Here is a 25,489-nt window from a genome sequence, read left to right on the forward strand (position 1 = left end):
CCGCGCCTTACGACATCAGCGGCTCGGCCGCGTCGAGCATGATCTTGACGAAGTAGTCCGCGAAGCTGCGGCGCACCACGACGTCGAAACTGTTAGCACCGGTGGGCAGCAAGGTCATCGATGCCTTGAAATAGTGGCTCTGCGCGCATTGCCCTTCGCCAAATAGTTTGGGATGCAGATCGAGCGGACACCCGCGCGACAGCACTTCACGCGTGCGCGTGCCGCTGATTTCGAGCACCGTATAGCCGCTGCCGATGTCCACCGCCGACGCGAACAGGCCCGCGAACGCGGCGCCGAGTTTCGCCTGCAGCGGCGCGGTACGCGTCGCGTCGTGCGCGGCAGCCGAGCGCACCAGCCACTCGTCCGGGCCGAGCCACATCACGTCGTAGCCGTTGCCGCGCGCCACCGTGTTCGCCTTTTCAGGCGGACGGCAGCCGAGCACGTTTTCAAAGGCGCGCACGAACGCCGCGTCACGCGTATCGCCACGCACGTTCACGAGTTCCAGAAACGGCCGCTCGTTCAACCTGAAGGCCGCGGATGCCGTCGCCTGATGTTTCTTCAGCAGCGCGTCCGCGCCCACCAGCGGCGACTCCTGCCACACGCCGGTCTGCTTGCCGACAGCACGATCCACGACCGACGCCGTCCCTCTCGTTTCATTCCACATGTTGACGTGCTCCTTCGCTGTCGTAGAACACCGAACTGGTGACCTTCGCTGCAATTTGTTTGCCGCTCGAAAGCGGAATCGTGACCGTTTCGCCGATCTTGTCGAGGCCGCCCTTGACGACCGCCATCGCGATCGAGCGCTTCAGGATCGGGCTGTAGTAGCTCGACGTGACGTGGCCGAGCATCGCCGCCGTCTCGCCCTGGAATGGACCCGCGACGATCTGCGAGCCTTCCGGTATCACGAACGACGGATCGTCCGAGAGCAAGCCGACCAGTTGCTTGCGCCCGGCCTTCGCCGTGTCCGAGCGGGTCAGCGAACGCTTGCCGAGGAAGTCCTTCGACTTGGCGACGAGCCCGCCCATGCCAAGGTCGTACGGCGTCATCGAACCGTCCGTATCCTGGCCGACGATGATGTAGCCCTTCTCCGCGCGCAGCACGTGCATCGTTTCGGTGCCGTACGGCGTGATGTCGAACTCCGCGCCCGCGGCCATCAGCGCTTCCCACACCGCGCGTCCGACGTTGGCCGGCACGTTCACTTCATAAGCGAGTTCGCCCGAGAAGCTGATGCGCATCACGCGCGAAGCCGCGCCGGCCACCGTGCCTTCGCGATAGCTCATGAACGGGAACGCCGCGTTCGCGAAGTCGATGTCCTGGCAGATCTTCTGCAGTACCTTGCGGCTATTCGGACCGACCACGGCGAAGGTCGCCCAATGATCCGTCACCGACGCGAGCCGCACGCGCATGTCCGGCCATTCGGTTTGCAGCCAGCGTTCGAGCCACGTCAGCACGCGCGCCGCGCCTCCCGTGGTGGTCGTCATCATGTAGTGCTGGTCGGCGAGGCGCACCGTGACGCCGTCGTCGAAGATCATGCCGTTTTCGTCGAGCATCAGGCCGTAGCGGCACTTGCCGACTTCCAGCTTGCTCCACGGATTCGTGTAGACCCAGTTCAGGAGCTTCGCCGAATCGGGGCCCTGAATGTCGATCTTGCCGAGCGTCGAGGCGTCAAGAATGCCGACGCTCGTGCGCACCGCGAGCGATTCACGCGCCACTGCCGCGTGCATGTCTTCGCCCGCTTTCGGGTAGTACCACGGACGCTTCCAGTTGCCCACGTCCTCGAAGGCCGCGCCGTTTTCCACATGCCATTCGTGCACCGCCGTCTTGCGCACCGGATCGAGAAATTCGCCCAGTTCGCGGCCGGCAAACGTGCCGAAGGTAACCGGCGTGTAGTTCGGCCGGAAGGTCGTCGTGCCGGTTTCGGGAATCGTCTTGCCGAGCGCCTGCGCGAGAATCGCCATGCCGTTGATGTTGCCGAGCTTGCCCTGGTCGGTGCCGAAACCCATCGCCGTATAGCGCTTCACGTGTTCGACCGATTCGAAGCCTTCACGCGCCGCAAGGAAAATATCCGCAGCGGACACGTCGTTCTGGAAATCGATGAACTGCTTCGGCCCGCGCGTAGCCAGCTCGCGGCCACCGACCAGCCACAGCGGCTGCATCTTCGCTTCCATGATCTCGGCCACCTGCACAGGATTCGGCCGCGCGACGATGAAGCCCGCCGCACGCGCCGCCTCGATGCCGGCATCGACCGCAAAACGGATGCCCTGGCCCAGCGTGAAATCGCCGGCACAGGCGCCGACGCTGGTCTCCGGCTGCATCGCCTTGCCCGGCACGAAGCAGGCCTTTTCGTCATGCCAGTGCGCCTTGCCGCCCGATTGCGCGAACAGATGCAGCACCGGGCTCCAGCCGCCGGACATCGCGAGCAGATCGCAGGAGAGCTCACTCTGCTTCGCACCGACCTGTCCGTTCGAATACGACGCTACATCCACCGACGCCACGCGCAGTTTGCCGTGCGCCGCCGTGATCACGACGCCGTTCATCACCTTGACGCCATAGCGCCGTGCAAGCGCGGGCAGCGTGCCCTTCGATTCGCTCGCGCGCGGATCGATGACTGTCACCTGAGCGCCGGCTGCTTTCAGATCGAGCGCGCATTGATAGCCGTCGTCGTTGTTGGTGAACACCACGGCATTGCGGCCCGGCAACACCGCATAGCGATGCAGATAGGTCGACACGGCCGACGCCAGCATCACGCCCGGCAGATCGTTGTTGCCGAACACGATGGGACGCTCATGCGCGCCGGTCGCGAGAATCACGCGTTTCGCGCGGATCTTCCACATCAGTTCGCGCGTGCCTTTGCGCTGCGAGACCGGCAGATGCTCGGTGAGCCGCTGCGTCACCGTCACGAGGTTGTGGTCCTGATAGCCGAACGCCGTGCTGCGGCACAGGATCTTCACATCGGGCATCTGCCGCAGTTCGTCTTCGATCTTCTGCACCCATTGCAGCGCGGGCTTGCCGTCGATCTCCGCGCGGCACGACAGCAGCGAGCCGCCGAGTTCCGGCTGATCGTCGACCAGCGTCACACGTGCGCCGGACAACGCGGCGGCATGCGCGGCCGCGAGGCCGGTCGGGCCACCACCGACCACCAGCACGTCGCAATGTGCAAAGCACTTGTCGTAGCGGTCCGCGTCCGTGTGTTCCGGCGCCTTGCCGAGACCGGCGGCGTCGCGGATCACTTCTTCATACTTCGGCCAGAATTTGCGCGGCCACATGAAGGTCTTGTAGTAGAAGCCCGCCGGAATGAAGCGCGCGAACTTCTGGTTGACCGCCATGCGGTCTTTCTCGATGCTCGGCTTCGCATTCACGCTGCTGGCGACGAGCCCTTGATACAACTCGACTTCAGTCGCCCGCGCATTCGGCACCGTGTAGGCGCCGGTTTCGAGTTGCACGACGGCATTCGGCTCTTCCACACCCGCCGTGACGATGCCGCGCGGCCGGTGGTATTTCCAGCTACGCGCGACGAAATGCTCGCCATTCGCGAGCAGCGCCGAAGCCAGCGTGTCGCCCTGATACCCCTGGTACTGGCGGCCGTTGAAGGTGAACGTCAGCGGCATGGCGCGATTGATGCGCCCACCGTTGGGGAGTCGGTCTTTCTGGCTCATGATGCATTGCCCTCTTGTGCCTTGTTCTGTGCCGTGTTTTGCGTTTTAGCCTCAGCGCTATCCATGGCGAGCAAAGGACGCTCGAACGTGTCGTAGCCCTGGATCTCATAGCTCACCGTGTCGCGCTGCGCCTTGAACCAGCGGCGGCAGCCTTGCGTGTGCAGCCACTGCTCGCGATGCACGCCGCGCGAGTTCTTGCGCATGAACAGGTAGTCGCCCCATTCCTTGTCGGTGAGTTTGTCGGTGTCGAGCGGACGGGCAATGTCCGCTTCGCCGCCGCAGGAAAATTCGGTTTCGGCGCGTGGCCCGCACCACGGGCATTCGATCAATAGCATTTCTTTGTCCTTGTCGCAGTGCGTGGCGTTAGTGGGCAACAGCGGCAGCGCCGTGTTCGTCGATCAGATGGCCGGTATAGAAACGCTCTAGCGAGAACGGCGCGTTCAGCGGATGCGGCTCATCCTTCGCAATGGTGTGCGCATAAGCCCAGCCCGAACCCGGCGTCGCCTTGAAGCCACCCGTGCCCCAGCCGCAATTGAAATACAGCCCCTTCACGTCGGTCTTGCTGATGATCGGGCAGGCGTCCGGCGACACATCCACGATGCCGCCCCACTGACGGTTCATCCGCACGCGCGAGAACACCGGGAACATTTCCACGATCGCTTCAAGCGTGCCTTCGATAATCTGGAAACTGCCGCGCTGACCAAAGCCCGTGTACTGGTCGACGCCCGCGCCGATCACCAGATCGCCCTTGTCGGACTGGCTGATATACGCGTGCACCGCGTTCGACATCACCACCGTATTGACCACCGGCTTGATCGGTTCCGAGACCAACGCCTGCAACGGATGGCTCTCTAGCGGCAACCGCACGCCGGCCATGTCGGCCAGCGACGAGGTATTGCCCGCCGCCACGATCGCGACTTTCTTCGCCTTGATGAAACCCTTCGTGGTATCCACGCCGATCACCTGGCTGCCGTTGCGGCGAATGCCCGTGACCTGGCAGTTCTGCACGATATCGACACCGGCCTGATCCGCGCCGCGCGCGAAACCCCAGGCCACCGCATCGTGACGCGCCACGCCGCCGCGGCGCTGGATCGACGCGCCGAGCACCGGATAGCGGCTGTTCAGATTGATGGTCGGCTCGATTTCCTTGATCTGCGCGGGCGTGAGAAATTCGGCGTCCACGCCATTCAGCCGGTTCGCATTCACGCGGCGCTCGGTGTCGCGCACGTCCTGCAGCGTGTGTGCAAGATTCATCACGCCGCGCTGGCTGAACATGACGTTGTAGTTCAGATCCTGAGAGAGCCCTTCCCACAGCTTCATCGCTTTTTCGTAGAGCGCGGCCGACTCGTCCCACAGATAGTTCGAGCGCACGATCGTCGTATTGCGCGCCGTATTGCCGCCGCCGATCCAGCCCTTCTCCAGCACGGCGACATTGCGCACGCCGTGTTCCTTGGCGAGGTAATACGCCGTGGCGAGACCATGCCCGCCGCCGCCGACGATCACGACGTCGTATTCACGTTTGGGCTCGGGGCTCTTCCACTGTCGCTCCCAGTTCTCGTGATACGACATCCCGTTGCGCAACAGGCTGAATATCGAATAGCGGCTCATCGTGGGTCCTTGTTGGTGCTGTCTTTACTGGTGTTTCGTATTGGGTAAAAGCGGGATTCAACACTCGATGACGTTCACGGCCAACCCGCCGCGCGACGTCTCCTTGTATTTCGTCTTCATGTCCGCGCCGGTTTCGCGCATCGTCTTGATCACGTTGTCGAGCGACACGTAGTGCTGGCCGTCGCCCTTCATCGCCATGCGCGCGGCGTTCAGCGCCTTGATCGCGCCCATCGCGTTGCGTTCGATGCACGGAATCTGCACAAGTCCGCCGACCGGATCGCAGGTCATGCCAAGGTTGTGTTCCATGCCGATTTCGGCGGCGTTTTCGACCTGCGTCGGCGTGCCGCCCATCACGGCGGCGAGCGCCGCGGCGGCCATCGAGCAGGCCACGCCGACTTCGCCCTGGCAGCCGACCTCGGCGCCGGAGATCGACGCCGTTTCCTTGTAGATGATGCCGATCGCCGCGGCCGTCAGCAGGAAGTTGACGATGCCCTCGTCGTTAGACGCATGCATGAACTTCACGTAGTAGTGCAGCACGGCGGGAATCACGCCTGCCGCGCCGTTGGTCGGCGCCGTGACGACGCGCCCGCCCGCCGCGTTTTCTTCGTTGACGGCCATCGCGTACAGGTTGACCCAGTCGAGCATGGAGAGCGGGTCGCGCAGCGACTCTTCCGAGCGCGAACGCAATTGCGCGCACAGATCGGCGGCGCGGCGCTTCACATGCATCGGACCGGGCAACTCGCCGCGCACCTTGCAGCCGCGTTCGACGCACGCCGACATGGTGCGCCAGATGGCCAGCAAGCCTTCGCGCACTTCATGTTCGGGACGCGCCGCACACTCGTTGCGCAGCGTGATCTGCGCGATCGACAAGCCGGTTTCGCGGCAGACGCGCATCAGATCGTCGCCGGTACGAAACGGATATGGCACTTCGGTGCCTGCACGCAGGCCGTTCACGCGATCGCCTTCGCGATTCACCACGAAGCCGCCGCCGATCGAGTAATACTCCTTCTCCACCAGCAGTTGGCCGTTTTCGTCGAAGGCCTGAAAGCGCATGCCGTTCGGATGCACGATGCCCGAACCCGGCGCGCCCGGCATCAGCTTGCGGAAAAAGCCGAGATGCTCGCGCTCGTCGAATTTCACGGGATGCTTGCCGAGCAGCACCAGTTGCTTCGTTGCGCGGATCGTCTGCAGGCGCGGTTCGATCAGGTCCGGATCGATCAGATCGGGCAGATTGCCTTCGAGCCCCAGCAGCACCGCCTTGTCCGTGCCGTGCCCCTTGCCGGTCGCGCCGAGCGAGCCGAACAGATCGGCCTTCACGCTGCGCACGAAACCGAGCAGGTTGGCGTCTTCGATATGCGAAGCGAAGCGGCATGCAGCGATCATCGGCCCCACAGTGTGTGAGCTTGAAGGACCGATACCGATCTTGAACAGATCGAAGACGCTGACGTTCATGGCGTGCCTTGTGCGTTGCGATGCCTTGGGTGGATTTGCCTCTATTGCACCGCACGTCAAATTGAATCGATAGAATAAAAACGGCATGACAGTGGGATAGTGGCGTCAAGCGGCGCGCCGGCAAAGGTCCGCGGCGTATTTACGAAGACTTCTGACGCATTTGCGACATGCGTCCGGCTTGCGGCTGGCGATGCTGACGATGCTGGGCACGCAACGCCGCTCATGCCGCCGGCACGCCCGGACGCGGTAGCCGCCATCCCCGGTGCTATGCTTGATCCAACCCTTTCCCCTGCTGGCTGCATGCATGAATTCCGCTGAACCGCTTCCCCCTCAATCGATCGACGGCACTTCGAAGCAGCGCATCCGCTTCGGCATCATCCTGTTGCCGAACTTCACGCTGACGGCGTTTTCGGGTTTCGTCGACCTGTTGCGCCTGTCCGCGGACGAAGGCGATTTCAGCAAGCCCGTGCGCTGTTCGTGGAGCGTGATAGGGGAAACCCTCGCTCCGGTGCGCGCGAGCTGCGGCATCCAGATCACGCCGTGGGAGACGTTCGACAGCACCGATCCATTCGATTACGTCGTGGTGGTAGGCGGCCTGCTACATTCCGGGCCGGCCGCGAACGACGCGACGCTCGCCTTCATCCGCCGCGCCGCCGCCACCGATGCGACGCTCGTCGGCATGTGCACGGGCGTGTTCTCGCTGATGCGCGCGGGCGTGCTGGACGGCCACCGCATTTGCGTGAGCTGGTTTCACTACTGGGATTTCATCGAGCGCTTTCCGTCGGTCAACGAGGAAGCACTGGTCGCCGACCGGCTGTTCGTGATCGACCGCCGGCGCATTACGTGTTCCGGCGGACGCGCGTCGATCGATGTGGCCGCCGCGATCCTGTTGCGTCACTTCGAAACCGCCACGGTGCAGAAGGCGCTGCGCATTCTGCTCGTCGACGACATGCAGAAAGGCAATGCGCCGCAGCCGCATCCACCGGGCCTCGCGCCCGCCGCGCATCCGAAGGTCAAGCGCGCGATTCTGCTGATGGAACAGCACGTGGGGCGTTCTTTATCGCTCGATGAACTCGCGCGCAAGCTCGATCTCTCGCCGCGTCAACTTGAACGGCTCTTCAAGGCGCAAACGGGCAAGGCGCCGCAGGCCTACGCGAAGCAGGTGCGTCTGCGCACCGCCGCGTGGCTGCTGACGAGTTCGGATAAGACGGTGGCCGACATTGCGTCGAGCTGTGGGTTTTCCGATGCATCGCATCTGGGCCGCGAATTTCGCAAGCAGTTCGGTTTGCCGCCGATGATGTATCGCGAGCAGCGCGGCACGGCGGCGGAGGCGGAAGATAGTGGGGATTATGACGAAACGTTTCCGGGGCGGGCGCGGGCGATTTGAGGTTGCTGACGGGCCTACCAAGACTTGGCCAGCCGAATGACAGGGCTCATACGGCCGGCAAGTTTGAGGACCAGAGCGGCGGGCCAGAATGTTGGCGCACACGTAGCGTCCCTGGCCCATCCCGTAAGTCAATCGACTACAGCTCTATTCTGAAGCGCTCTGGCGGCTGTAGAAAAAAGGGATAGAAGTTCCTCGCACACTCCATGATATCGGCTGGGCCATAAAAGACGCCGACGTCCCATGATCGATCGCCAAAAGCGATCCAGTCGCCATCAATTGGCATGATGGCATAGTGCTGATGATTCACACCAAGTGCATCCGCAAGACTTCCGCCCGGATCCTCCATCATAAAGTGAAAGAACTCGTCATCCGAGTTCTCACTACGATGAATGAAGCCCGGATACTTTCCAAAATGATGGTGGAAGTAACCGAACGGATCAGGATTCAAAATCAGCGTCACAAATTCGGTATTACTCTGGAAAGTGAGCAACGCCTGTACAAGATCAAAGAATTTTTGTGTCGAGATATCGATCGGATCGAAGTAGAGCAACTCGTTGCGTGGCTTACTCGCGAGCAAGCGAATCTCTGCTTTGGCACGATCGAAATACGTCCGGAACTGTACTTCGTCTCGAATGAAATCCAATTTACTCATTATTTGTCCAGGCGGATTTTAACGGTCGCCTTTTCGGCACCAGATGGGAAGTATTCGGCTGTAGGAACACCCGTATTTGACTGCTCGCGCACTGTATATTTAACGTCGCCCTTTGTAAGAATATCAGTCCGTCCATCCTTGCTGACAGTCTGCGCATAGCCACTCTCCACGAGGTTGGCTTCAAATTCAGCTTTGCCTATATCGGTTCGAATGTTTCGAACACTATCCAAGTATCTACCCGTCGCGCGTGCGCTAACAGGTACGCCCTGAGCCCAAATTTTTGCCGAACAACATATCGCTGAGAGGTATAACGGTTAAAACCGCGTCGGCACTTTCGTTTTCCCCTATGAGTTCGACGACTGCTGGGCGACCACACAACGGAGGTCAGGATGGCAACGACAAAAGGCGTTCCTACGATCGGTCTCGCCCTGCAGGGCGGCGGCGCGCACGCGGCGTTCTCATGGGGCGTACTCGACCGTCTGCTCGACGAAGTCGAGCGCGGGACCCTATCGATTCTCGCGATCAGCGGCGCGAGCGGCGGAGCGCTCAACGCCGCCGCCTGCACATACGGGCTAAGCAGAAGTCCGACCGATGCCAAACGGTCGCTCGAACAACTCTGGACGCTGGTCGGCGCCAGTTCGAAGTGGCAGCCGTTCTATAACTTCCCCAAGGACCTGCTGAAGTCTCCCGAGCGCTGGAATGTCGATCTCAATCCCGCGATACTCGCGCAAGGCATGCTCCAGCCGTTCGCCTCTCCGTATGCGATGCCATGGCTGACCAATTCCCTTGGCTCCATCATGGAAACCGTGATTCCAGACTTCGGGGTCGTCAATGACCCGAAGGGTGCCGTGCCCAAGCTTTACGTGGCGGCGACCAACGTCAACCTGACCGCATTGCGTATCTTCGAACCCGGCGAAATTTCGGCGAAGGCGCTGATGGCCTCCGCATGCTTTCCCACGCTCTTCGAGGCGGTGGAGATAGGCGGCGAGTTCTATTGGGACGGCGGGTATATGGCCAATCCGGCGCTCGCGCCGCTCGTCGAGTGGGTCGACGACATTCTGAGCGTGCTCATCGATCCGCTCTGTACGAAACATGGGCCGCCAGAGCGCCCCAGCGAGATCAACAACCGGATCAACGAAGTCAGCTTCGGTGCGTCGTGGGTCACGGAAGTCCGTCAGATCCAGTTGATCAACGAACTCGCCGCTGAAAACCCTGGCCTCGTTCATCGCGGAAAGCCGTACACGCCCAAGCGTTTTCACGTGATTCGCGCCGACCGCTTCATGGACGAGATCGGCGCCGCATCGAAGAACACGCCCTCCATCGAGTTTTTCCGCGCCTTGCGACACGCGGGCCATGCCACGGCGGACACATGGGTGCGCGATTGCTTGCCGAGCGTCGGCAAGGCTTCCACTTTCGACATCGACAAGCTCGTGAAGAGCCGGGTCAAAGGGACGCCCGCCGCGATTCATACCGTTCAGCAGGCCGAGGGGGAAACGCTTTGATAAGCGTTGTATGACCGAGCCGAATGAAGGCGGCTCGTCTTCGCGCCGAGCCGGTTTCGTAGCGTTGCAACAAGGCGCAGGTGCGACGGCATCGGCGTCTCTCACTAAGGCCAGTAAAACAAAAACCGGCGCCAGGCTTGACCTGTACGCCGGTTTAATCGCTTCCAAATCACCAGCGTAAAGCACGAACTCAGGTTTCGAGCTTCGCGTCCATCGTGATCGTGGCGTTCAGCACTTTCGATACCGGGCAACCGGCCTTGGCGTCGGCGGTCGCCTTCTCGAAGGCGGCTTTGTCGCCGCCGGGGATTTTCACGGCCACGTCGAGATGCACCGCGGTGATCGCAAAGCCGCCCCCGTCCTTGTCGAGCGTGACAGTGGCCGTCGTGCCGATGCGCTCCGGCGTGATGCCGGCCTTGCCCAGTTCAGCCGATAGCGCCATCGAGAAACACCCCGCATGCGCAGCCGCAATCAGCTCTTCCGGGTTCGTGCCGATGCCGTCCGCGAAGCGTGTCGAAAACGAGTATTGGGTCTCCTTGAGGACGCCGCTGTCGGTGGAAATCGAGCCCTTGCCGTCTTGCAGGCCGCCTTGCCAGACTGCTGATGCCTTGCGCTTCATCGCTCTCTCCTGTTTGTGCCTGCTTCGCGCGCTGCACGACCGAATCTGATGCCCACCGCAACGGTCCAGCCCAGGATTTGCGGTTTCGGCATCGGTCGCGTGTGTTGCGCGGTGCTGCGGGCGCGGGCGTGGACCGAACTTCATCATAGGCGCTTCCGTGTGCCAGCGTCGTGACGATGCCGGCTATCGGTCAAAACAGAAGCCGCCCGGAAATTATGTCGATAACGGTAATAATCTTTCCTCCGAAAGCGGCTTTTTCACCGACCTCGTAAGAAATAGACTCGTTTCAACGGATCGGCACCCCGCATTGAACCGATCTCATCAACAATCGAATACTGGAGGTCACCATGAAATCGCTTATTTCCGCAGTCGTTATCGCATCCGCGCTTTTCGTCCCGGCTGTTTCGTTCGCCCAGCAGGCGAATGGTCCGGTGACCCGCGCACAAGTGCGCGCTGAGCTGGTTGCCGCGCAAAAAGCGGGCCTTCTGAATCAGAACGACACCGACTATCCGAAGGCCATGCCGCAAAGCGGTACGACCGTCGCCGCCGCGGCGCAGGCTTCCCAGGACGTCGGCGGCGTGAAGGCAGTCTCGTCGGATGCCGGCGCGCGGGATTCGGTGCAGCAACGCCTGTTCTCGACGTATCGCGGTCAATAAGCCGTTAAGCCGCGCGGTTCGCGGCGCAGTGCTTGCCGGTGTAGTCAGTGCATGGAAGGTGAAGGTGTAGTCGCAGTAAAAAAGCGCCCCGGTTGCGAAGTTCGCAATCGGGGCGCTTTTTATTGTGTGGCGGAAAAGTTGGGCGGATAGGTTGTAAAAGAGGCGGCGTGGGATGCCGAAGCCGGCCGCTTCTCGATACAGATCACGCCGTAGCCGGCCGCTTCGAAGTTCGCTCCAGCAACGCCGCCCGCGCAATTACACAACGGCGCCGCCATGCCGCCCGCTATTCAGCGAACGGCAAGCCCTCCTGTCCCACCGCGCGCATCCCGAACACGTTCAGCGTCATCGCCACCAACGCGTAGTAGCCGAGCAGGCCCACCAGGTTGATCACCACCTGATGTCCGAAACGCTCGACCGCCTTCGCATGGATCGCGTCCGAAACGCGCTTCGTGTCGTACAGTTCGCTCGCGAAGTCGTGAATCAACGCGTCGTCGGCATCCGCGAAATCCGGGCGCTTTCCCTGGCGAATCGCCTCGGCATCCGCTTCGGACACGCCGGCTTGCAGCGCGATCGGATGGTGGATGTACCACTCCGCCTGTGCCTGCCAGCGCGCCGCGGTCACCAGAATCGCCAGCTCCGACAGGCGCAGCGGCAAACCCGTCCGATAGCGGCAAAACGCGCCCAGCCGCTGCGCGTGCTGGGCCAGTTCCGGGCTATGAATCCAGCCGAGAAATGGCCCGTTCAGATTGCCGCGTGGGCCGGACAGAATTTCGTCGAGCACCGCTTTCTGTTCAGGCGTGGCGTCGGACAGGTCGAAGTGAGGCAAACGCTCGGTCATCATCGTTCTCGCAATTCGTGGTGGTGTCGTCGTTTCAGACGGCGGCCAGCGCGCCGCCGACCGCATCCGTGAGCCGGCTGACGATTTCATCGATGTCGCGCTCAGTGCAGATGAACGGCGGCGCCAGCAACACATGATCGCCGATCTGGCCGTCGACCGTGCCGCCCATCGGATACACCATCAAACCACGCGCGAACGCCTCGCGCCGGATCGCCGCGTGCAGCTTGAGGCCCCCGTCGAATGGTGTTTTGCTGGTGCGGTCCTTGACCAGCTCGACGCCGACAAACAGTCCGCGTCCGCGCACGTCGCCGATATGCGGATGCTGCGCGTAGTGCTCACGCAGCCGGCCACGCAACTGTTCGCCGCGCGCCAGCACATTGGGCAGCAGCTTGTCTTCCTCAATCACGCGTTGCACTTCGAGCGCCGCGGCGCAGGCGGTGGCGTGGCCGATATAGGTATGGCCATGCTGAAAGAACCCCGAGCCGCCGACGATCGCCTGGTAAATCCGCTCGCTCACGAGCGTCGCGCCGATCGGCTGATAGCCGGCGCCGAGCCCTTTCGCGATGGTCAGGATGTCCGGCGCCACGCCGTCTTCCTCGCAGGCGTACAGGTGGCCGGTGCGGCCCATGCCCGACATGATCTCGTCGAGGATCAGCAGCACGCCGTAGCGATCGCACACCGCGCGAATCTTGCGGAAGTACTCGCGCACCGGCGGCACCGCGCCGGCCGTCGCCCCGACCACCGTTTCGGCGACGAAGGCGGCGACCGTGTCCGCGCCGAGTTCGAGAATCTTCTGCTCGAGTTCGTCAGCGAGACGCTGCGCGAAGGCCTCTTCAGTTTCGTCGGCGCGCTGCTCGCGATACGCGTAACACGGACTCACATGATGCGCTTCGATCAGGATCGGCAGGAACGGCTCGCGGCGCCACGCATTGCCGCCGATCGCCAGCGCGCCCAGCGTGTTGCCGTGATAACTCTGCCGACGCGCGATGAAATGGCGGCGCTGCGGCTCGCCCTTCTCCACGAAATACTGGCGTGCGAGTTTCAGCGCCGCCTCGATCGCCTCCGAACCGCCGGACACGAAGTACACATGTTCGAGCCCTTGCGGCGCGCTCGCCACCAGGCGGTCGGCGAGTTCTTCGGCCGGCGCGGTCGTGAAGAATGACGTGTGAGCGTACGGCAACTGCTGCGCTTGACGTTTGATCGCGTCGATCACGCGCTGGTTGCTATGGCCGAGACAGGAGACAGCGGCGCCCCCAGACGCGTCGATATAGCGCTTGCCGGTGGAATCGATGATCTCGATGCCGTCGCCCGCGACAGCGACCGGCAGCGACAGCTTGGGCGTTCGATGAAAAACGGTGGACATGGTGTTCGGTTTCCTGTGGTTGCGGCAAGCGCTTAGACGGTTTGATCAGATGCCGTGCGGGCGATGAAGGTGTCGAATGCGCACTGCCCTTGCCGGTAAACTTTCATCGACACACCGGCGTTGCCGATGTCGAAGAGCGCGCTGGCGAGCGTGTTTTCGTCGTCCGGATCGAGCGGGTCGTCGCGGTAGATCGGCAACCCCGAGGGCGCGCGATCGTGCAAGACGTCGAGCAAGGCGGCGGGTTGCAACGGGCGGGTGATCGCGGGCAACAAGGCATCCACGCGCAATTGACGGTCTCGCGAGGAATCCGTGACGATTTGCGCTTCGGCTTCGCAGCCGCGATGAATCATGTGGTTCGCGTGGCCGTAGAGATGCGTCACCGTTTGCATGGAACATCGCAGCGCGCTGGCCTCGACGCTGACGATGCGCGCGTCGCCCGCGCAGCCGAGCGTGTGATGAAAGCCGCTCGCGGCCGGCGTGTCGTGCAGGATGTGCAACGCTTCGTCGAGCGAGGCGGCATCGAGTACGGCACGCGCGAGGATCATGCGCGGCACGCCGGCAACGGGTGTGCGAATGCGCAAATTGTTGATCGCCTGCACGACGCCGGCGCGGCTCGCGGCGAAGGTGTGTCCGGGCAGCGATCCAGGGTAATAGAAACTCACGAAGCCCGGCTTGCCGGCCGGCCGAACCTCGACCAGCGCGCAACGCTTGCGCAGAAACGGATCGCCGTCCTCGTTATGCGCGATGAAGCGCGCGTCGCCAACGACCGCCGCCAAGGTGGTGCAACCGTCCGGCGCGTTGTGAATCAGTTCGCCGCGGCAGTTCCAGAGAAACACGTCTTCCGCCGACCAGCCGAGGCCTGCCGCCATACCGTCGAGTTCGGCGAGCAACGCCGGGAAATGCGCCTGCGCCGCGTCGCGCAGTTCCTGCACGAAGGGAGCGCCGCGCCAGCGCCGAACCGCCTGCCATGCGCCGCTCTGATGCATGTAGTCGGCGAACACCGGCCGCGCAAGTTCGCCCAACCGGTAGCCGATGTCATACGGCTCGCCGCTCACCGGAAAAATACTCAAATCCTGCTTCGACGCCACCATTCGCACCCATTCAACAATCGGTACGTATTTATACGTTAAAACAACATTTGTTGTCAAACGACGCGACACCGGACCAGATGGAGCGGAGCTGCGTCACGCACGAACTCCACCCGATTAGGACGGGAATGTTCAAGGCACGTACGCGCCCTTCGCATGCAGCGACTGCTCGGCGATGGCGAGCTGTTCGACCGCATTTGCGCCTTCCAGCGCAAGCAGATGCGCGACCAGCGATTCGGCAAGCGCCGTGGCCGCCACCAGCGACGGAAAAAACGAGGGACTCTCGTGCGAAAAGATCAGCACCTTGTCGGCGTTCAAGGCGATCGGCGAGACAGCGCTGTCAGTGATGGCAATCAGCTTGCTGCCCTTTTCCAGCGCGGCTTCAGCTACGCGCGCGGCTTCCACCGAATATGGCGCGAAGCTGATCACGATGGTCGCGCTATCACGCTCGATGGTACGCAGTTGCATTTCGAGCGTGCCGGCCTCGCCGTTGAGCAAGGACACCGAGGAACGGAACAGCCGGTAACCGTACACGAGACCGAACGCCACCGCGTAACAGGACCGGAAGCCGGCCACATGCACATGCGGCGCACGCCGCAACAGACGCGCCGCTTCGACGATCACGCGGCCGTTATGCGCGGCAGTAACCTCGAGATTGTGTTGCTGCGCGACCAGCAGATCGTTCGCCAGCGCGTCTTTCGATTTGACGAGTGAACGCGCGCGGCTCGTGAGCGGCTCGGGCCGCGTGCGCACGCGCGCGACGAACAGGTTGCGCAATTCGTTCCAGCCGGGGAAACCGAGTTGCTGCGACAGGCGCACCAGCGAAGCCGGTTGCACCTGCGCTCTCTCCGCCACTTTGCGCATGGACGAGACCGCGACCTCGTCGGGATGATCGAGCAGGAAACCCGCTCCCATCTGGAACTGCGGACTCAGTTCGGAAAAGCGCGCCCGGATCAGGGCGGCGAGCTGGTCGAAACTGTCTGGCATGCGGGTGTACCGGGCGAACGGTCGATAAGGATGACAACAAATGTTACCACCCGGCACCTCGTATCCAACAGCAGTTCCAGTGTGCTCAGTGTGCTTTTGACGCTTGTTTAAAGAAGCGCGACCACCCGCACGTCGCCCTGCTCCGTCGAGGCGACGACCTTATCGCCGATGCGCCGGAACGTGATCGACACGGACGCATCGCCCACCCGTAAATCGCCCACTTCGAGCCAGTCGATGCCTTCGGGCAGCATCGGCTGTTCGATCAGCACTTCGCGCCGCTCGGCGTCGATCGTGATGCCCAGACACGCTTCGAGCATCATGAACGGCGAACCCGCTGCCCATGCCTGCGGCAGACAGGCGACCGGATAGGCGGTGGGCGGCTCGCCGCGCCGCCGTGGGAAACCGCAGAAGAGTTCCGGCAAGCGCATGTCGAAATTGACCGCCGCCTGGAACAGCGCCTGCAAGAGCCGCACGGCCGCGGCCTTGCCGCCGTAGCGCGACAGGCCGCGCGCGCAGATCGCGTTGTCGTGCGGCCAGACCGAGCCGTTGTGGTACGCCATGGGGTTAAAACGCGACTGGCTCGCCGCCAGCGTGCGCACGCCCCAGCCGGTGTGGAACAGCGTGGAGTCGAGCGCGCGCACCACCGATTCGCCACGCTCGCGCGAAGGCAGACCGAAGGCCAGCAGGTGACCGGCGTTCGACGCCATCACGCGGCACAGTTCGCCGTGGCCGTCGAGCGCGATACCGTAGAAGCCGGCCTCTTCCATCCAGTACTTTTCTTCGACGCACTGACGGATTTTTTTCGCACGCTCGCTGTATTGCGCTGCCGCGTCATGCAGGCCGCGTAGCTTCGCGAAGTGAGCCATGGTATCGAAGGCGGCGCTCGCATACGCCTGCACTTCGACGAGCGCAATCGGGCCGTCTGGAAACCGGCCGTCGGCGTGAAAGACGGAATCGTGGCTGTCCTTCCAGCCTTGATTCGCCAGACCGCCGTCCGATTCGCGCTGATAGTCCAGCAGGCCAAAGCGATTCTTGTCGCACACGCCCGCGACCCACTGCGCCGCGCGCTCGAGCGCCGGCCACAATTCGTCGATCAACGCGAGGTCGCCCGTGCGCGCCGCATACGCGCCGGCCAGCACGATGAATAACGGCGTGGTGTCGACGCCGCCGTAATAGAGCGCGAACGGCACTTCGCCGGTGGCGGCCATTTCGCCCTTGCGCATCTCGTGCATGATCTTGCCGGGCGCGGCGTCGCGAAACGGCGAGTTCTCACGCGCCTGATGTTCGGCGAGAAAGCGCAACACGCCCGCGGCCAACTGCGGCTGCAACCACAGCGTCTGCAGCGACGTGATGATGGCGTCGCGGCCGAACGGCGTCGAGAACCACGGAATACCAGCGTACGGATACGGGCCGGTCACCAGATCCGTGGTCAGCAAGCCGAGGTCGGCAAGCGAGCGGTCGATCCATGCATTGAAAAGCGGGTTGCTCGAGCGCACGCGCGCAGTGACGCGGCGGCGCTCGCGCATCACGAGGTGGGCGTCGACGAGCGCGGCGCGCACGGCAGCGCGGCCGACACGCGGGCGTTCCGCGTCGATCTGCGACAGGTGGGCTTCGCTCAACGCATGCGTGGGCTGCGAGACGCCAGCGCTGGGTTTGTCCGACTGCGCCACGACCTGCACCGACACCGACAGATAGATCGACACACAGGCCTGGGCCGGCAGCTTGACGGTGTAGTCGGCGCGGTCGGCGAAAAGTTTGTCCGGTTCTGGCGAGAAAGCGATCTGCACATTGCGCGCCACGTCATCGAGGCCCACATAGCCGAGCAGCACTTCCCGATTCTCGACGCGCGCCGGTTCGACACGGCCTTGCTTGTCGCGCTTCAGGCCGCGCACTTCGAACATGTCGCGGAAGTCGCTGGCGAACGAAATGGACAGCGGCACCACGGCGTCGCTGGTGCCGTAGTTGGTGAGTTCGATGGCTTCGTTGAGCACGGTGCCCGACAGCACCCGCACGCGCTCGACGTGGATCACGCCTTCGGGCGTGCTGTCGCCGCCGAGCGGCGGCAACGGGCGGTTGGTCAGATGCGCGGTGAATGACGTGTTGTCGCTGCTGACGCTGCCCGATAGCAGCGACGGCGCGCGTCCGCCGAAGGTGAGGCGCAGTTGCGAGAGAACACGTGTGTCGTTGACGAACAGGCCGTCGTCGTGGCCGGTGATATCGCCGAGCGGATCGTTGACGATGAAGGTGTCGCCCGACTTCAGCACGTGCTGAGTGGCGCTGGCGACATTGAGGTTTTCTGTCGGGATGAATACGCCGTCCGGCTCGGGTTCGCGGTGGTCGATTCCGCCCGAAAGGCCGCCGAGGGCTTCTGGCTGCTGCATCAGGGTCACTCCTATGGGTTCGCTGCTGCGTTCACGCTTGTGCGTTCGGTCTACATCCGGTTGCTACCTGAGTCGCTTCAGATTGTAGAGGGTCTGTCCGCGTCAGACGAACTTATCACAGGGGAGTTTCGGTTTTTTTCAGTGGCACAGGACGTGCAGAGGGATGGCGCGGCGCTCCTCGTGAGAGCGCCGCGCGGGCGTCGGGCGGGTGGCCGCGGCGACGCTTACCGCTTCGCCAGCGGCGCGGCTTCGCGTTGCGATTCGCCGACGAAAAGCTGACGCGGACGACCGATCTTCTGTTCCGGATCGGCGATCATTTCGTTCCACTGCGCAATCCAGCCGACCGTGCGCGCCATCGCGAATATGCATGTGAACATGGCCGTCGGAATACCCAGCGCGCGCTGCACGATGCCCGAGTAGAAGTCGACGTTCGGGTACAGCTTGCGCGACACGAAGTATTCATCTTCCAGCGCGATCTTTTCGAGCGCCATGGCGAGCTTGAACAGCGGGTCGTCGTGCAGGCCCAACTCTTCCAGCACCTCGTGGCAGGTTTCGCGCATCAGCTTCGCACGCGGGTCGTAGTTCTTGTAGACGCGGTGACCGAAACCCATCAGCTTCACGCCGGAATCCTTGTCCTTCACCTTCGCGATGAACTCGGGGATGTTGTCGACCGAGCCGATTTCTTCCAGCATGTTCAGCGCGGCTTCGTTCGCACCACCGTGCGCAGGGCCCCACAGACACGCGATACCCGCTGCGATACATGCGAACGGATTCGCGCCCGACGAACCGGCGAGACGCACGGTCGAGGTCGATGCATTCTGCTCGTGGTCCGCGTGCAGGATCAGGATACGGTCCAGTGCGCGCACCAGCACGTCGTTGACCTTGTACTCTTCCGCCGGATTCGCGAACATCATGCGCATGAAATTCGCGCTGTACGACAGGTCGTTCTTTGGAAAAACGAACGGCTGACCCACGGTGTACTTGTACGCCATCGCCACCAGCGTCGGCAGCTTCGCGATCATGCGGATCGCGGAGATTTCACGGTGCAGCGGATTATTGATGTCGAGCGAGTCGTGATAGAACGCCGACAGCGCGCCGACCGCGGCAACCAGAATCGCCATGGGGTGCGCGTCGCGACGGAAACCGCGGAAGAAGAAGTGCATCTGGTCGTGCACCATCGTATGCTGCGTGACGGTCTTGACGAACTCTTCCTTCTGCTCCGCGTCCGGCAATTCGCCCTTCAGCAGCAGGTAGCAGGTTTCGAGGAAGTCGGCGTTCTGCGCCAGATTGTCGATCGGATAACCGCGGTACAGCAGCTCGCCTTTGTCGCCGTCGATATAGGTGATTTCGGAGTTGCATGCCGCCGTGGACATGAAGCCCGGGTCATACGTGAACTTGCCGGTCTGGCCATACAGCTTGCGGATATCGATCACATCCGGTCCGAGCGTGCCCTGATAAATCGGCAGATCAATAGTCTGGTCGCTGTCGGAAAAGCTCAGCGTTGCGTGTGTCTTCGAGTTCATCTACACGTTCCTTTTACTTTCACATCGCACACGTGCCGGCATGCTCGATCGTCATAGGCGCTTTGGCATGCTCAGGCTCCGCGGAGCATTTTAAGGTCCAGCGGGCCCCGGATTGCGACGATTGACCGCAACAATGCATCTCGGCTGGCGCAACATTCGTTGCCGGCATTTCGTCTTACGAGGCTTGACGTCGCCGGGAGAACTCGCAACGGCGCGGCGCGAGCAAACCGGTCGCGCCCGTCAGCACCCACTGCTAGCTAAATGAAAGTTGAGCACTTACTGCAACAATGTTTTGCGGCAGTCAGGCTGCGGAGGCACGGGTGCATCTGCGATACTGCATTCGTGTTTTGCTTCCCCTGCGAACACATCGCTGTGTTTGGCCCGCCGTCCTACGGCGGGCCTTTTTAATCAGCCAAAAGAACAGGAAGGACCACATGAACGCCTCTCTCGAAACGCTGTTTCCGGATCACGTCCACACCGACGAGAACATCGTCACCGCGCTGAATCACCAGGACATCGTCGTCGCGCTATCGGCGGCACTGAAGACGCAGGACGTGGCGGTGTTGCATATGCTCTACCCGCGCACGGACGCGCGCACTCATCGCAGCCTCGATACGCTCGTGAACGTGCTGCACGGTCATGGTTTGCATGAAGTCGCGGATCTGATCGCGCAGGAAGCGCACTATCTGCTGTTCAAAGACCCCGTGAAAGCGTGGAAAGCCTTCCACGAAATTCGCAACGACTCGCTCGCGATCGGCGTGCATCTGTACTATCACGGGCTAGTGGGCGAAGCGGCGGAACGCGCGCTCGATAAAGACGCGCATCGCAAGGCATGAGGTCGAGCGTTTGAAGTGTTGCCGGGATCGAGCCAGCTTGCGGATCATCATCGCGAGCGTGAGCCACCCGGCGCGGCGTCGCCGTGCATTGATTGCACGTTTATTACGCGCTCATGGCGCTCGTTGCTCGCTCACTGAACGAATGAATTCGTCGACGTAGCGATTGAACGCCGACGGATGCGCGAGGTTCATTCCGTGCGACGCGCCGCGCACCGTTGCGCGGCGCGCGTCCGGCAACCAGTTTTGCAGCGCGGCCGCGGTACGGCGAAACATGTCGGGACTCTTTTCGCCGTCGATCAGCAGAACCGGGCAACGCACCTCGGCGGCTTCCTCGGGAACATAGGCGGGCAATGGATCGCGGAATTGACGCGCGAGCGTGTGCGCATTGTCGGTCGCCATCCGGCGAAAGCCCGGTGTGCTCATCGCCCAGAAACCGGGCCGGCTGACCGAGTCGACGAACAGTTGCAAGCCGGCCTCCACTTCACCGCTTTCGATCAGTTGCGCCGCTTTCGCGCGTAACGCATTGACCGGCTCCGGCAAACGCGCGGGCGGGCGTCCGGCAATCTGCAACGGACCGCCCGGGTCGGCGAGCGTCAACGTCCGCACCTGCTCAGGATGGCGCCGCGAGAAATGAAATGCCACACAACCGCCACGCGAATGTCCGACCACGTGCGCCGGTCCCACGCCAAAACGCTCGATGAATTCCGCCACTTCGTCGGCATGCTTGCTCCAGCTGAACGGCAGGCCAGGCTCGGTATCGGTAGCCGGCCAGTAGTGCGTGAGACTCGCTGCGACACAACGGTAGTGCTTCGACAGGCCCGCGAGTTGCGGTTGCCAGTAACGGTAGTCGCACAGCGAGCCATGCACGAACAGCAGCGGTTCGCCCTCGCCGGCTTCTACGTAAGGCATGCGCAAACCGCTTCGCAGTTCGATGAAAGATGACGAAGAAGACGCAGCGGAAGCGGATCGATTCACGAGTGGTTCATGGACAGCGCGGCAACGCCCGAGTACGGCGCTGTCGGCTCGAAATGGAATGGGGAGCGAAAGTGCGTCCCTGGATTTGGGACGCGAAGCCTATTGTCACATAGCCAGCCGATCGGCGTGGCGGCCCGCTTCAGCGAACGGAAGCAACCGTTCCGACGGCGGCAGCAACACGACAAGCCCCGCGCGAAATCATTCGTAAGCGAACTCGTCCAGCAGACCGGCGGCGGCCGCCGCGCCCGCGCCGCGCACCGCGCAGGTCAGCGGTTCATCGGCGACGCGCACGTCGAGGCCGATCTCGTTCGTCAGGCGGCGGCTCAGGTTGCCGAGCAGCGCACCGCCTCCCGTCAGCACGATGCCGTTGTTGGCGATGTCGGTCACCAGTTCGGCCGGCGCCTCTTCGAGACCGCGTTTCACCGCGCCGATCATCTGACGCAGCGGCCCCTCGATCGCATCGGCGATATCGTGGTTGCTCAGTTGAACCGTGCGCGGCAAGCCGTCGTCGACGCTACGGCCGGTCGCGTTCATATGCTCGCGCGGCACGTCGCGCACGGCTGAGCCGATGTTTTTCTTGACGTGTTCAGCGGTCTGCTCTCCGAGCAGCACGCCATATAGATTGCGCACGTAGCTCACGATCGCCATGTCGAAGCTGTCGCCGCCCACGCGGATCGAGCCGCTATACGCCATGCCGCCGAGTGCGATCACGCCGACTTCCGTCGTGCCGCCGCCGATATCGACCACCATCGAACCGGTCGCCTCGGACACCGGCAAACCCGCGCCGACCGCCGACGCCAGCGATTCGCCGATCAGGCTCACCTTCCACGCGCCGGCCGCCACGGCCGCTTCCTTGATCGCGCGACGCTCGACCTGGGTCGCGCCGGCCGGCACGCACAAGGTGAACGCGGCGCGGCGGCTGAACAGCGGCCGCAGGCGCGCCATGTCGACGAATTGCCGGATCATGTGCTCGGCGGCGGAGAAGTTGGCGATCACGCCGTGGCGCATCGGCCGCACGGCTTCGAGGTTGCACGGCGCGCGGCCCAGAAGCTGGCGCGCCTGGGTGCCCACGGCGGCGACGCGTTTCGGCCGGTCGGCGGCCTCTTTCTGGAAACACACGACGGACGGCTGGTTCAGCACGATACCGCCGTCGTCGGTATAGATCAGGGTGTTGGCCGTGCCGAGGTCCACCGTCACGGCATGACGGAACAAGCGATCGAACAGCGGGTAATGCGGCGTCGGTCTGGCCATAGGAAGGCTCTGATGTGTCGTTATCCGCCCGTACCGGGCAGTCTGGAAAATGCGCCCCCGGTCACCCGAGCCGCTTGGGCCGCCTGGTCGGGCGTTCCGCGGTCCGCGCGGCGGGGGTGATTCTCATGCTTAAGAGCAGTTAACGGCAACCAGATCAGAAGCTTTAGCGCCGCTTTTCATCAGGGCTGTGTCAATCGCGCGACAAAGCGCCCAGCGCGCGTTCCAGCGCCTCCTGGCCGAGCGCGACACCGTCGGCGTTAATCGTGTGACCAATGCCGGGCAGCGCATACGCGTCGACGGTGTAGCCGGCGTTATTGAAGGCGTCGGCGGCGTATTCGAGTTCCTGCACCGGGATCACTTCGTCGTCCTCGCCGTGGATCAGCGTGAGCGGCGTGCCGTTCTGCGCGACGATCACCGAGGCGAGCCGCCCCGAATACGCGATCACACCCGCCGCGCCGTCCGCGCTGGTCGCCACATGGTGCATCGCCATGATCGACCCTTGCGAGAAGCCGACCAGCGCAAGGCGCCCGAACGACACCTGCCAGTGCGCCAATTCGGTTTCGAGCATGCGCCGCAACGCCGGGTAGGCCGCGGCGACACGGGCCTCGCGATTGCCTTCGTTGACGTCGCGCAGGCTGAACCACTGGCGTCCGCCGAAGCCGCCGTCGAAGGCGTCGGTGCCGTCGAGCGAGGTGAAGGCCACGTCAGGCAGGCTCTCGCTCCAGATATCCGCAAGCGGCATCAGATCGCGCGCATTGCTGCCGACGCCGTGCATCAGCACCACCAGCCCTTTAGCCGGCGCGGTCTCCGGTGCGCGCCGCCAGCCGTGTTCGAATTGCTCCCAGGCCATATTCGTTCCTTCTATTTGTTGATTCGTGGATGGTCGTTCCGCACGCACCGTGCCAGGCGCGGCGATGGATCTCGCCGTGCGGCCGTGTGCGGCCTCAGCCGCGAGCATACGCTGCCGGATTTGTTTTCGCCCTCGCCTTTGCACGCGCCGATGACGTCCAAACGTGAATACAGGTATGCTTTTGCGAGCATTCAGCGGACCTGCGGCCCGACGCATCGCGCGGGCATGAAATACAACAGCCACGCAGCCTGTCCGCGGCACACCGATCCGGAGAACCGTTTGAGCCAGCCCACTTCCGCGCCTGCCTCGGCGCCGCCCGCACCACCGCCGCCGCTGAAGGGTGGCCAACTGGTGCTGGCCACGATTGCCGTCGCGCTCGCCACCTTCATGAACGTGCTCGACACGTCGATCGCGAACGTTGCGATTCCAACCATTTCGGGCAACCTCGGCGTCTCGGTCGATGAAGGCACGTGGGTCATCACCGTGTTCGCCGCGGCCAATGCCGTGTCGATTCCGCTCACCGGCTGGCTCACGCAACGCATCGGCCAGGTGAAGCTGTTCGTCGGCGCGATCCTGATGTTCGTGCTGGCATCGTGGTTATGCGGCATTGCGCCGACGCTGCCCATCCTGCTGCTCGCCCGGATTTTCCAGGGCGCCGTGGCCGGCCCGCTGATCCCGCTGTCGCAAGCCATTCTGCTCGGCTCGTATCCGAAGGAGAAATCCTCGACCGCGCTCGCCTTATGGGCGATGACCGCGACCGTCGGCCCGATTGCGGGCCCGGCGCTCGGCGGCTGGATCACGGATAGTTACAGCTGGTCGTGGATCTTCTACATCAACATTCCGGTTGGCATTTTCGCGGCCGGCGTCACGTGGATGATCTACCGCACCCGCGAGTCGCCGACCCGCAAGCCGCCCATCGACGTGGTCGGGCTCGGCCTGCTGATCACGTGGGTCGCCTCGCTGCAGATCATGCTGGATAAGGGCAAGGACCTCGACTGGTTCTCGTCGCCGGTGATCGTGATTCTCGGCATCACCGCGCTGATCAGCTTCGCATTTTTTCTCGTGTGGGAATTGACCGAAGAGAATCCGATCGTCGATTTGCGGCTCTTCCAGCAGCGCAACTTTCTCGGCGGCACGATTGCGATTTCGGTCGCGTACGGCGTGTTCTTCGGCAACCTCGTGCTGTTGCCGCAATGGATGCAGGAGTATCTGAACTACCGTTCCGTCGATGCCGGCCTCGTGACCGCGCCGCTCGGCGTCTTCGCGGTGCTGCTCGCGCCGGTGATGGGCCGCGTGCTGCCGCGCTCGGATGCGCGCGTGATCGCCACGCTGGCATTCGTCGGCTTTGCGATCGTGTTTTACATGCGCTCGAAATACGTGATCGAAATCGACACGTGGCATCTGGTGATACCCACGCTGCTGCAAGGCATTCCGATGGCGCTGTTCTTCGTGCCGCTGACTTCGATCATCCTGTCCGGCCAGCCGCCGAACAAGATTCCTGCGGCGGCGGGCGTGTCGAACTTCGCTCGCGTGTTTTGCGGCGCGGTGGGCACTTCGATCGCCGGCAACGAGTGGAACAACCGCACGGTGCTGCATCATGAGAGGCTTACCGAGCAGGCCTCCCTCAACAACCCGGTGTTCAATCAGCAGATCGATTCGACCCAGTCGCTGCTGCATCTGAATCCGCAATCCGCCCATGCGTTGTTCGATTTCACCGTGAACACGCAGGCGGCGATGATGGGCCTGAACGATATCTTCTTCGTCTCGGCCGTCATCTTTATTCTGATCATTCCGTTGATCTGGATTACGCGGCCGGCCAAGGGCGGTGGTGGGCCGGATGCGGCGGGCGCGCATTGAGCGCGATGCCG

21 protein-coding genes are annotated in these 25,489 nt (G+C 63.0%); 5 read left to right on the plus strand and 16 right to left on the minus strand.

What is annotated here, in order from left to right:
- Positions 1-7: 7 nt before the first annotated feature.
- The 5 genes from PQR32_RS08265 to PQR32_RS08285 are packed head-to-tail and all read right to left on the minus strand — an operon-like array spanning position 8 to position 6,716.
- Entirely contained in the window at positions 8-664 is a 657-nt protein-coding gene (locus PQR32_RS08265) for a sarcosine oxidase subunit gamma (RefSeq protein ID WP_408224289.1), read from the minus strand.
- The gene (locus tag PQR32_RS08270) at positions 654-3,656 is read right to left on the minus strand and encodes a sarcosine oxidase subunit alpha family protein (protein WP_408224292.1); all 3,003 of its coding nucleotides are present in this window, start codon (positions 3,654-3,656) and stop codon (positions 654-656) included. The genes PQR32_RS08265 and PQR32_RS08270 overlap by 11 nt, the downstream gene beginning before the upstream one ends.
- Positions 3,653-3,991: a sarcosine oxidase subunit delta gene (locus PQR32_RS08275; protein WP_408224295.1), complete on the minus strand. Its 339-nt coding sequence runs from the start codon at positions 3,989-3,991 to the stop codon at positions 3,653-3,655. The genes PQR32_RS08270 and PQR32_RS08275 overlap by 4 nt, the downstream gene beginning before the upstream one ends.
- 28 nt (positions 3,992-4,019) lie before the next feature.
- On the minus strand, positions 4,020-5,264 hold the full coding sequence (locus PQR32_RS08280) for a sarcosine oxidase subunit beta family protein (protein WP_132377089.1): 1,245 nt from the start codon (positions 5,262-5,264) through the stop codon (positions 4,020-4,022).
- A gap of 57 nt (positions 5,265-5,321) precedes the next feature.
- Positions 5,322-6,716 carry an L-serine ammonia-lyase gene (locus tag PQR32_RS08285; protein WP_408224298.1) on the minus strand — a complete coding sequence of 465 codons (1,395 nt, stop codon included), beginning with the start codon at positions 6,714-6,716 and terminating at the stop codon, positions 5,322-5,324.
- A 304-nt stretch (positions 6,717-7,020) separates the two neighbouring features.
- Here PQR32_RS08285 and PQR32_RS08290 point away from each other — a divergent pair, with 304 nt between their 5' ends.
- Positions 7,021-8,103 (plus strand): GlxA family transcriptional regulator, encoded by a 1,083-nt coding sequence (locus PQR32_RS08290; protein ID WP_408224301.1) that lies wholly within the window; start codon positions 7,021-7,023, stop codon positions 8,101-8,103.
- Between the two features lie 136 nt (positions 8,104-8,239).
- On the opposite strand, the gene PQR32_RS08295 is transcribed toward PQR32_RS08290, so the two are convergent.
- Positions 8,240-8,755, minus strand: coding sequence for a hypothetical protein (locus PQR32_RS08295; protein WP_408224304.1), 516 nt, complete (start codon positions 8,753-8,755; stop codon positions 8,240-8,242).
- A 389-nt stretch (positions 8,756-9,144) separates the two neighbouring features.
- Between PQR32_RS08295 and PQR32_RS08300 the strand changes: the two genes are divergently transcribed.
- Complete coding sequence (locus tag PQR32_RS08300) at positions 9,145-10,257, plus strand: patatin-like phospholipase family protein (RefSeq protein WP_408224307.1); 1,113 nt, start codon at positions 9,145-9,147, stop codon at positions 10,255-10,257.
- 190 nt (positions 10,258-10,447) lie between these two features.
- On the opposite strand, the gene PQR32_RS08305 is transcribed toward PQR32_RS08300, so the two are convergent.
- On the minus strand, positions 10,448-10,873 hold the full coding sequence (locus PQR32_RS08305; RefSeq protein ID WP_011492126.1) for an OsmC family protein: 426 nt from the start codon (positions 10,871-10,873) through the stop codon (positions 10,448-10,450).
- Between the two features lie 347 nt (positions 10,874-11,220).
- Here PQR32_RS08305 and PQR32_RS08310 point away from each other — a divergent pair, with 347 nt between their 5' ends.
- Complete coding sequence (locus PQR32_RS08310) at positions 11,221-11,529, plus strand: DUF4148 domain-containing protein (protein WP_408224310.1); 309 nt, start codon at positions 11,221-11,223, stop codon at positions 11,527-11,529.
- 283 nt (positions 11,530-11,812) lie between these two features.
- Here the strand turns inward: PQR32_RS08310 and PQR32_RS08315 are convergent, their stop codons facing one another.
- The 6 genes from PQR32_RS08315 to gltA all read right to left on the minus strand — a co-directional run bounded on the left by PQR32_RS08315 (position 11,813) and on the right by gltA (position 19,709).
- Entirely contained in the window at positions 11,813-12,367 is a 555-nt protein-coding gene (locus tag PQR32_RS08315) for a carboxymuconolactone decarboxylase family protein (protein WP_408224639.1), read from the minus strand.
- 34 nt (positions 12,368-12,401) lie between these two features.
- Positions 12,402-13,730 (minus strand): aspartate aminotransferase family protein, encoded by a 1,329-nt coding sequence (locus PQR32_RS08320; protein WP_408224313.1) that lies wholly within the window; start codon positions 13,728-13,730, stop codon positions 12,402-12,404.
- Between the two features lie 32 nt (positions 13,731-13,762).
- Positions 13,763-14,821, minus strand: a complete 1,059-nt coding sequence (locus PQR32_RS08325) for a C45 family autoproteolytic acyltransferase/hydrolase (RefSeq protein WP_408224316.1) — start codon at positions 14,819-14,821, stop codon at positions 13,763-13,765.
- Between the two features lie 129 nt (positions 14,822-14,950).
- Positions 14,951-15,805, minus strand: coding sequence for a MurR/RpiR family transcriptional regulator (locus PQR32_RS08330; RefSeq protein WP_408224319.1), 855 nt, complete (start codon positions 15,803-15,805; stop codon positions 14,951-14,953).
- A 107-nt stretch (positions 15,806-15,912) separates the two neighbouring features.
- On the minus strand, positions 15,913-18,186 hold the full coding sequence (locus tag PQR32_RS08335) for an amylo-alpha-1,6-glucosidase (protein WP_408224322.1): 2,274 nt from the start codon (positions 18,184-18,186) through the stop codon (positions 15,913-15,915).
- A 224-nt stretch (positions 18,187-18,410) separates the two neighbouring features.
- Positions 18,411-19,709 carry a citrate synthase gene (gene gltA / locus PQR32_RS08340; protein ID WP_408224325.1) on the minus strand — a complete coding sequence of 433 codons (1,299 nt, stop codon included), beginning with the start codon at positions 19,707-19,709 and terminating at the stop codon, positions 18,411-18,413.
- Positions 19,710-20,143: 434 nt separating this feature from the next.
- Here gltA and PQR32_RS08345 point away from each other — a divergent pair, with 434 nt between their 5' ends.
- Complete coding sequence (locus PQR32_RS08345) at positions 20,144-20,545, plus strand: hypothetical protein (protein WP_132377429.1); 402 nt, start codon at positions 20,144-20,146, stop codon at positions 20,543-20,545.
- Positions 20,546-20,656: 111 nt separating this feature from the next.
- Here the strand turns inward: PQR32_RS08345 and PQR32_RS08350 are convergent, their stop codons facing one another.
- The 3 genes from PQR32_RS08350 to PQR32_RS08360 all read right to left on the minus strand — a co-directional run bounded on the left by PQR32_RS08350 (position 20,657) and on the right by PQR32_RS08360 (position 23,621).
- Positions 20,657-21,454, minus strand: coding sequence for an alpha/beta fold hydrolase (locus PQR32_RS08350; protein WP_408224328.1), 798 nt, complete (start codon positions 21,452-21,454; stop codon positions 20,657-20,659).
- 264 nt (positions 21,455-21,718) lie between these two features.
- Positions 21,719-22,771: a rod shape-determining protein gene (locus PQR32_RS08355; protein ID WP_408224331.1), complete on the minus strand. Its 1,053-nt coding sequence runs from the start codon at positions 22,769-22,771 to the stop codon at positions 21,719-21,721.
- A 190-nt stretch (positions 22,772-22,961) separates the two neighbouring features.
- The gene (locus PQR32_RS08360) at positions 22,962-23,621 is read right to left on the minus strand and encodes an alpha/beta hydrolase (protein WP_408224334.1); all 660 of its coding nucleotides are present in this window, start codon (positions 23,619-23,621) and stop codon (positions 22,962-22,964) included.
- 279 nt (positions 23,622-23,900) lie between these two features.
- On the opposite strand from PQR32_RS08360, the gene PQR32_RS08365 reads away from it, so the two are divergent.
- Positions 23,901-25,478 (plus strand): DHA2 family efflux MFS transporter permease subunit, encoded by a 1,578-nt coding sequence (locus PQR32_RS08365; RefSeq protein WP_459252004.1) that lies wholly within the window; start codon positions 23,901-23,903, stop codon positions 25,476-25,478.
- Positions 25,479-25,489 lie beyond the last annotated feature (11 nt).

The organism is Paraburkholderia dipogonis (assembly GCF_046027395.1).
Taxonomy (GTDB): domain Bacteria; phylum Pseudomonadota; class Gammaproteobacteria; order Burkholderiales; family Burkholderiaceae; genus Paraburkholderia; species Paraburkholderia dipogonis_A.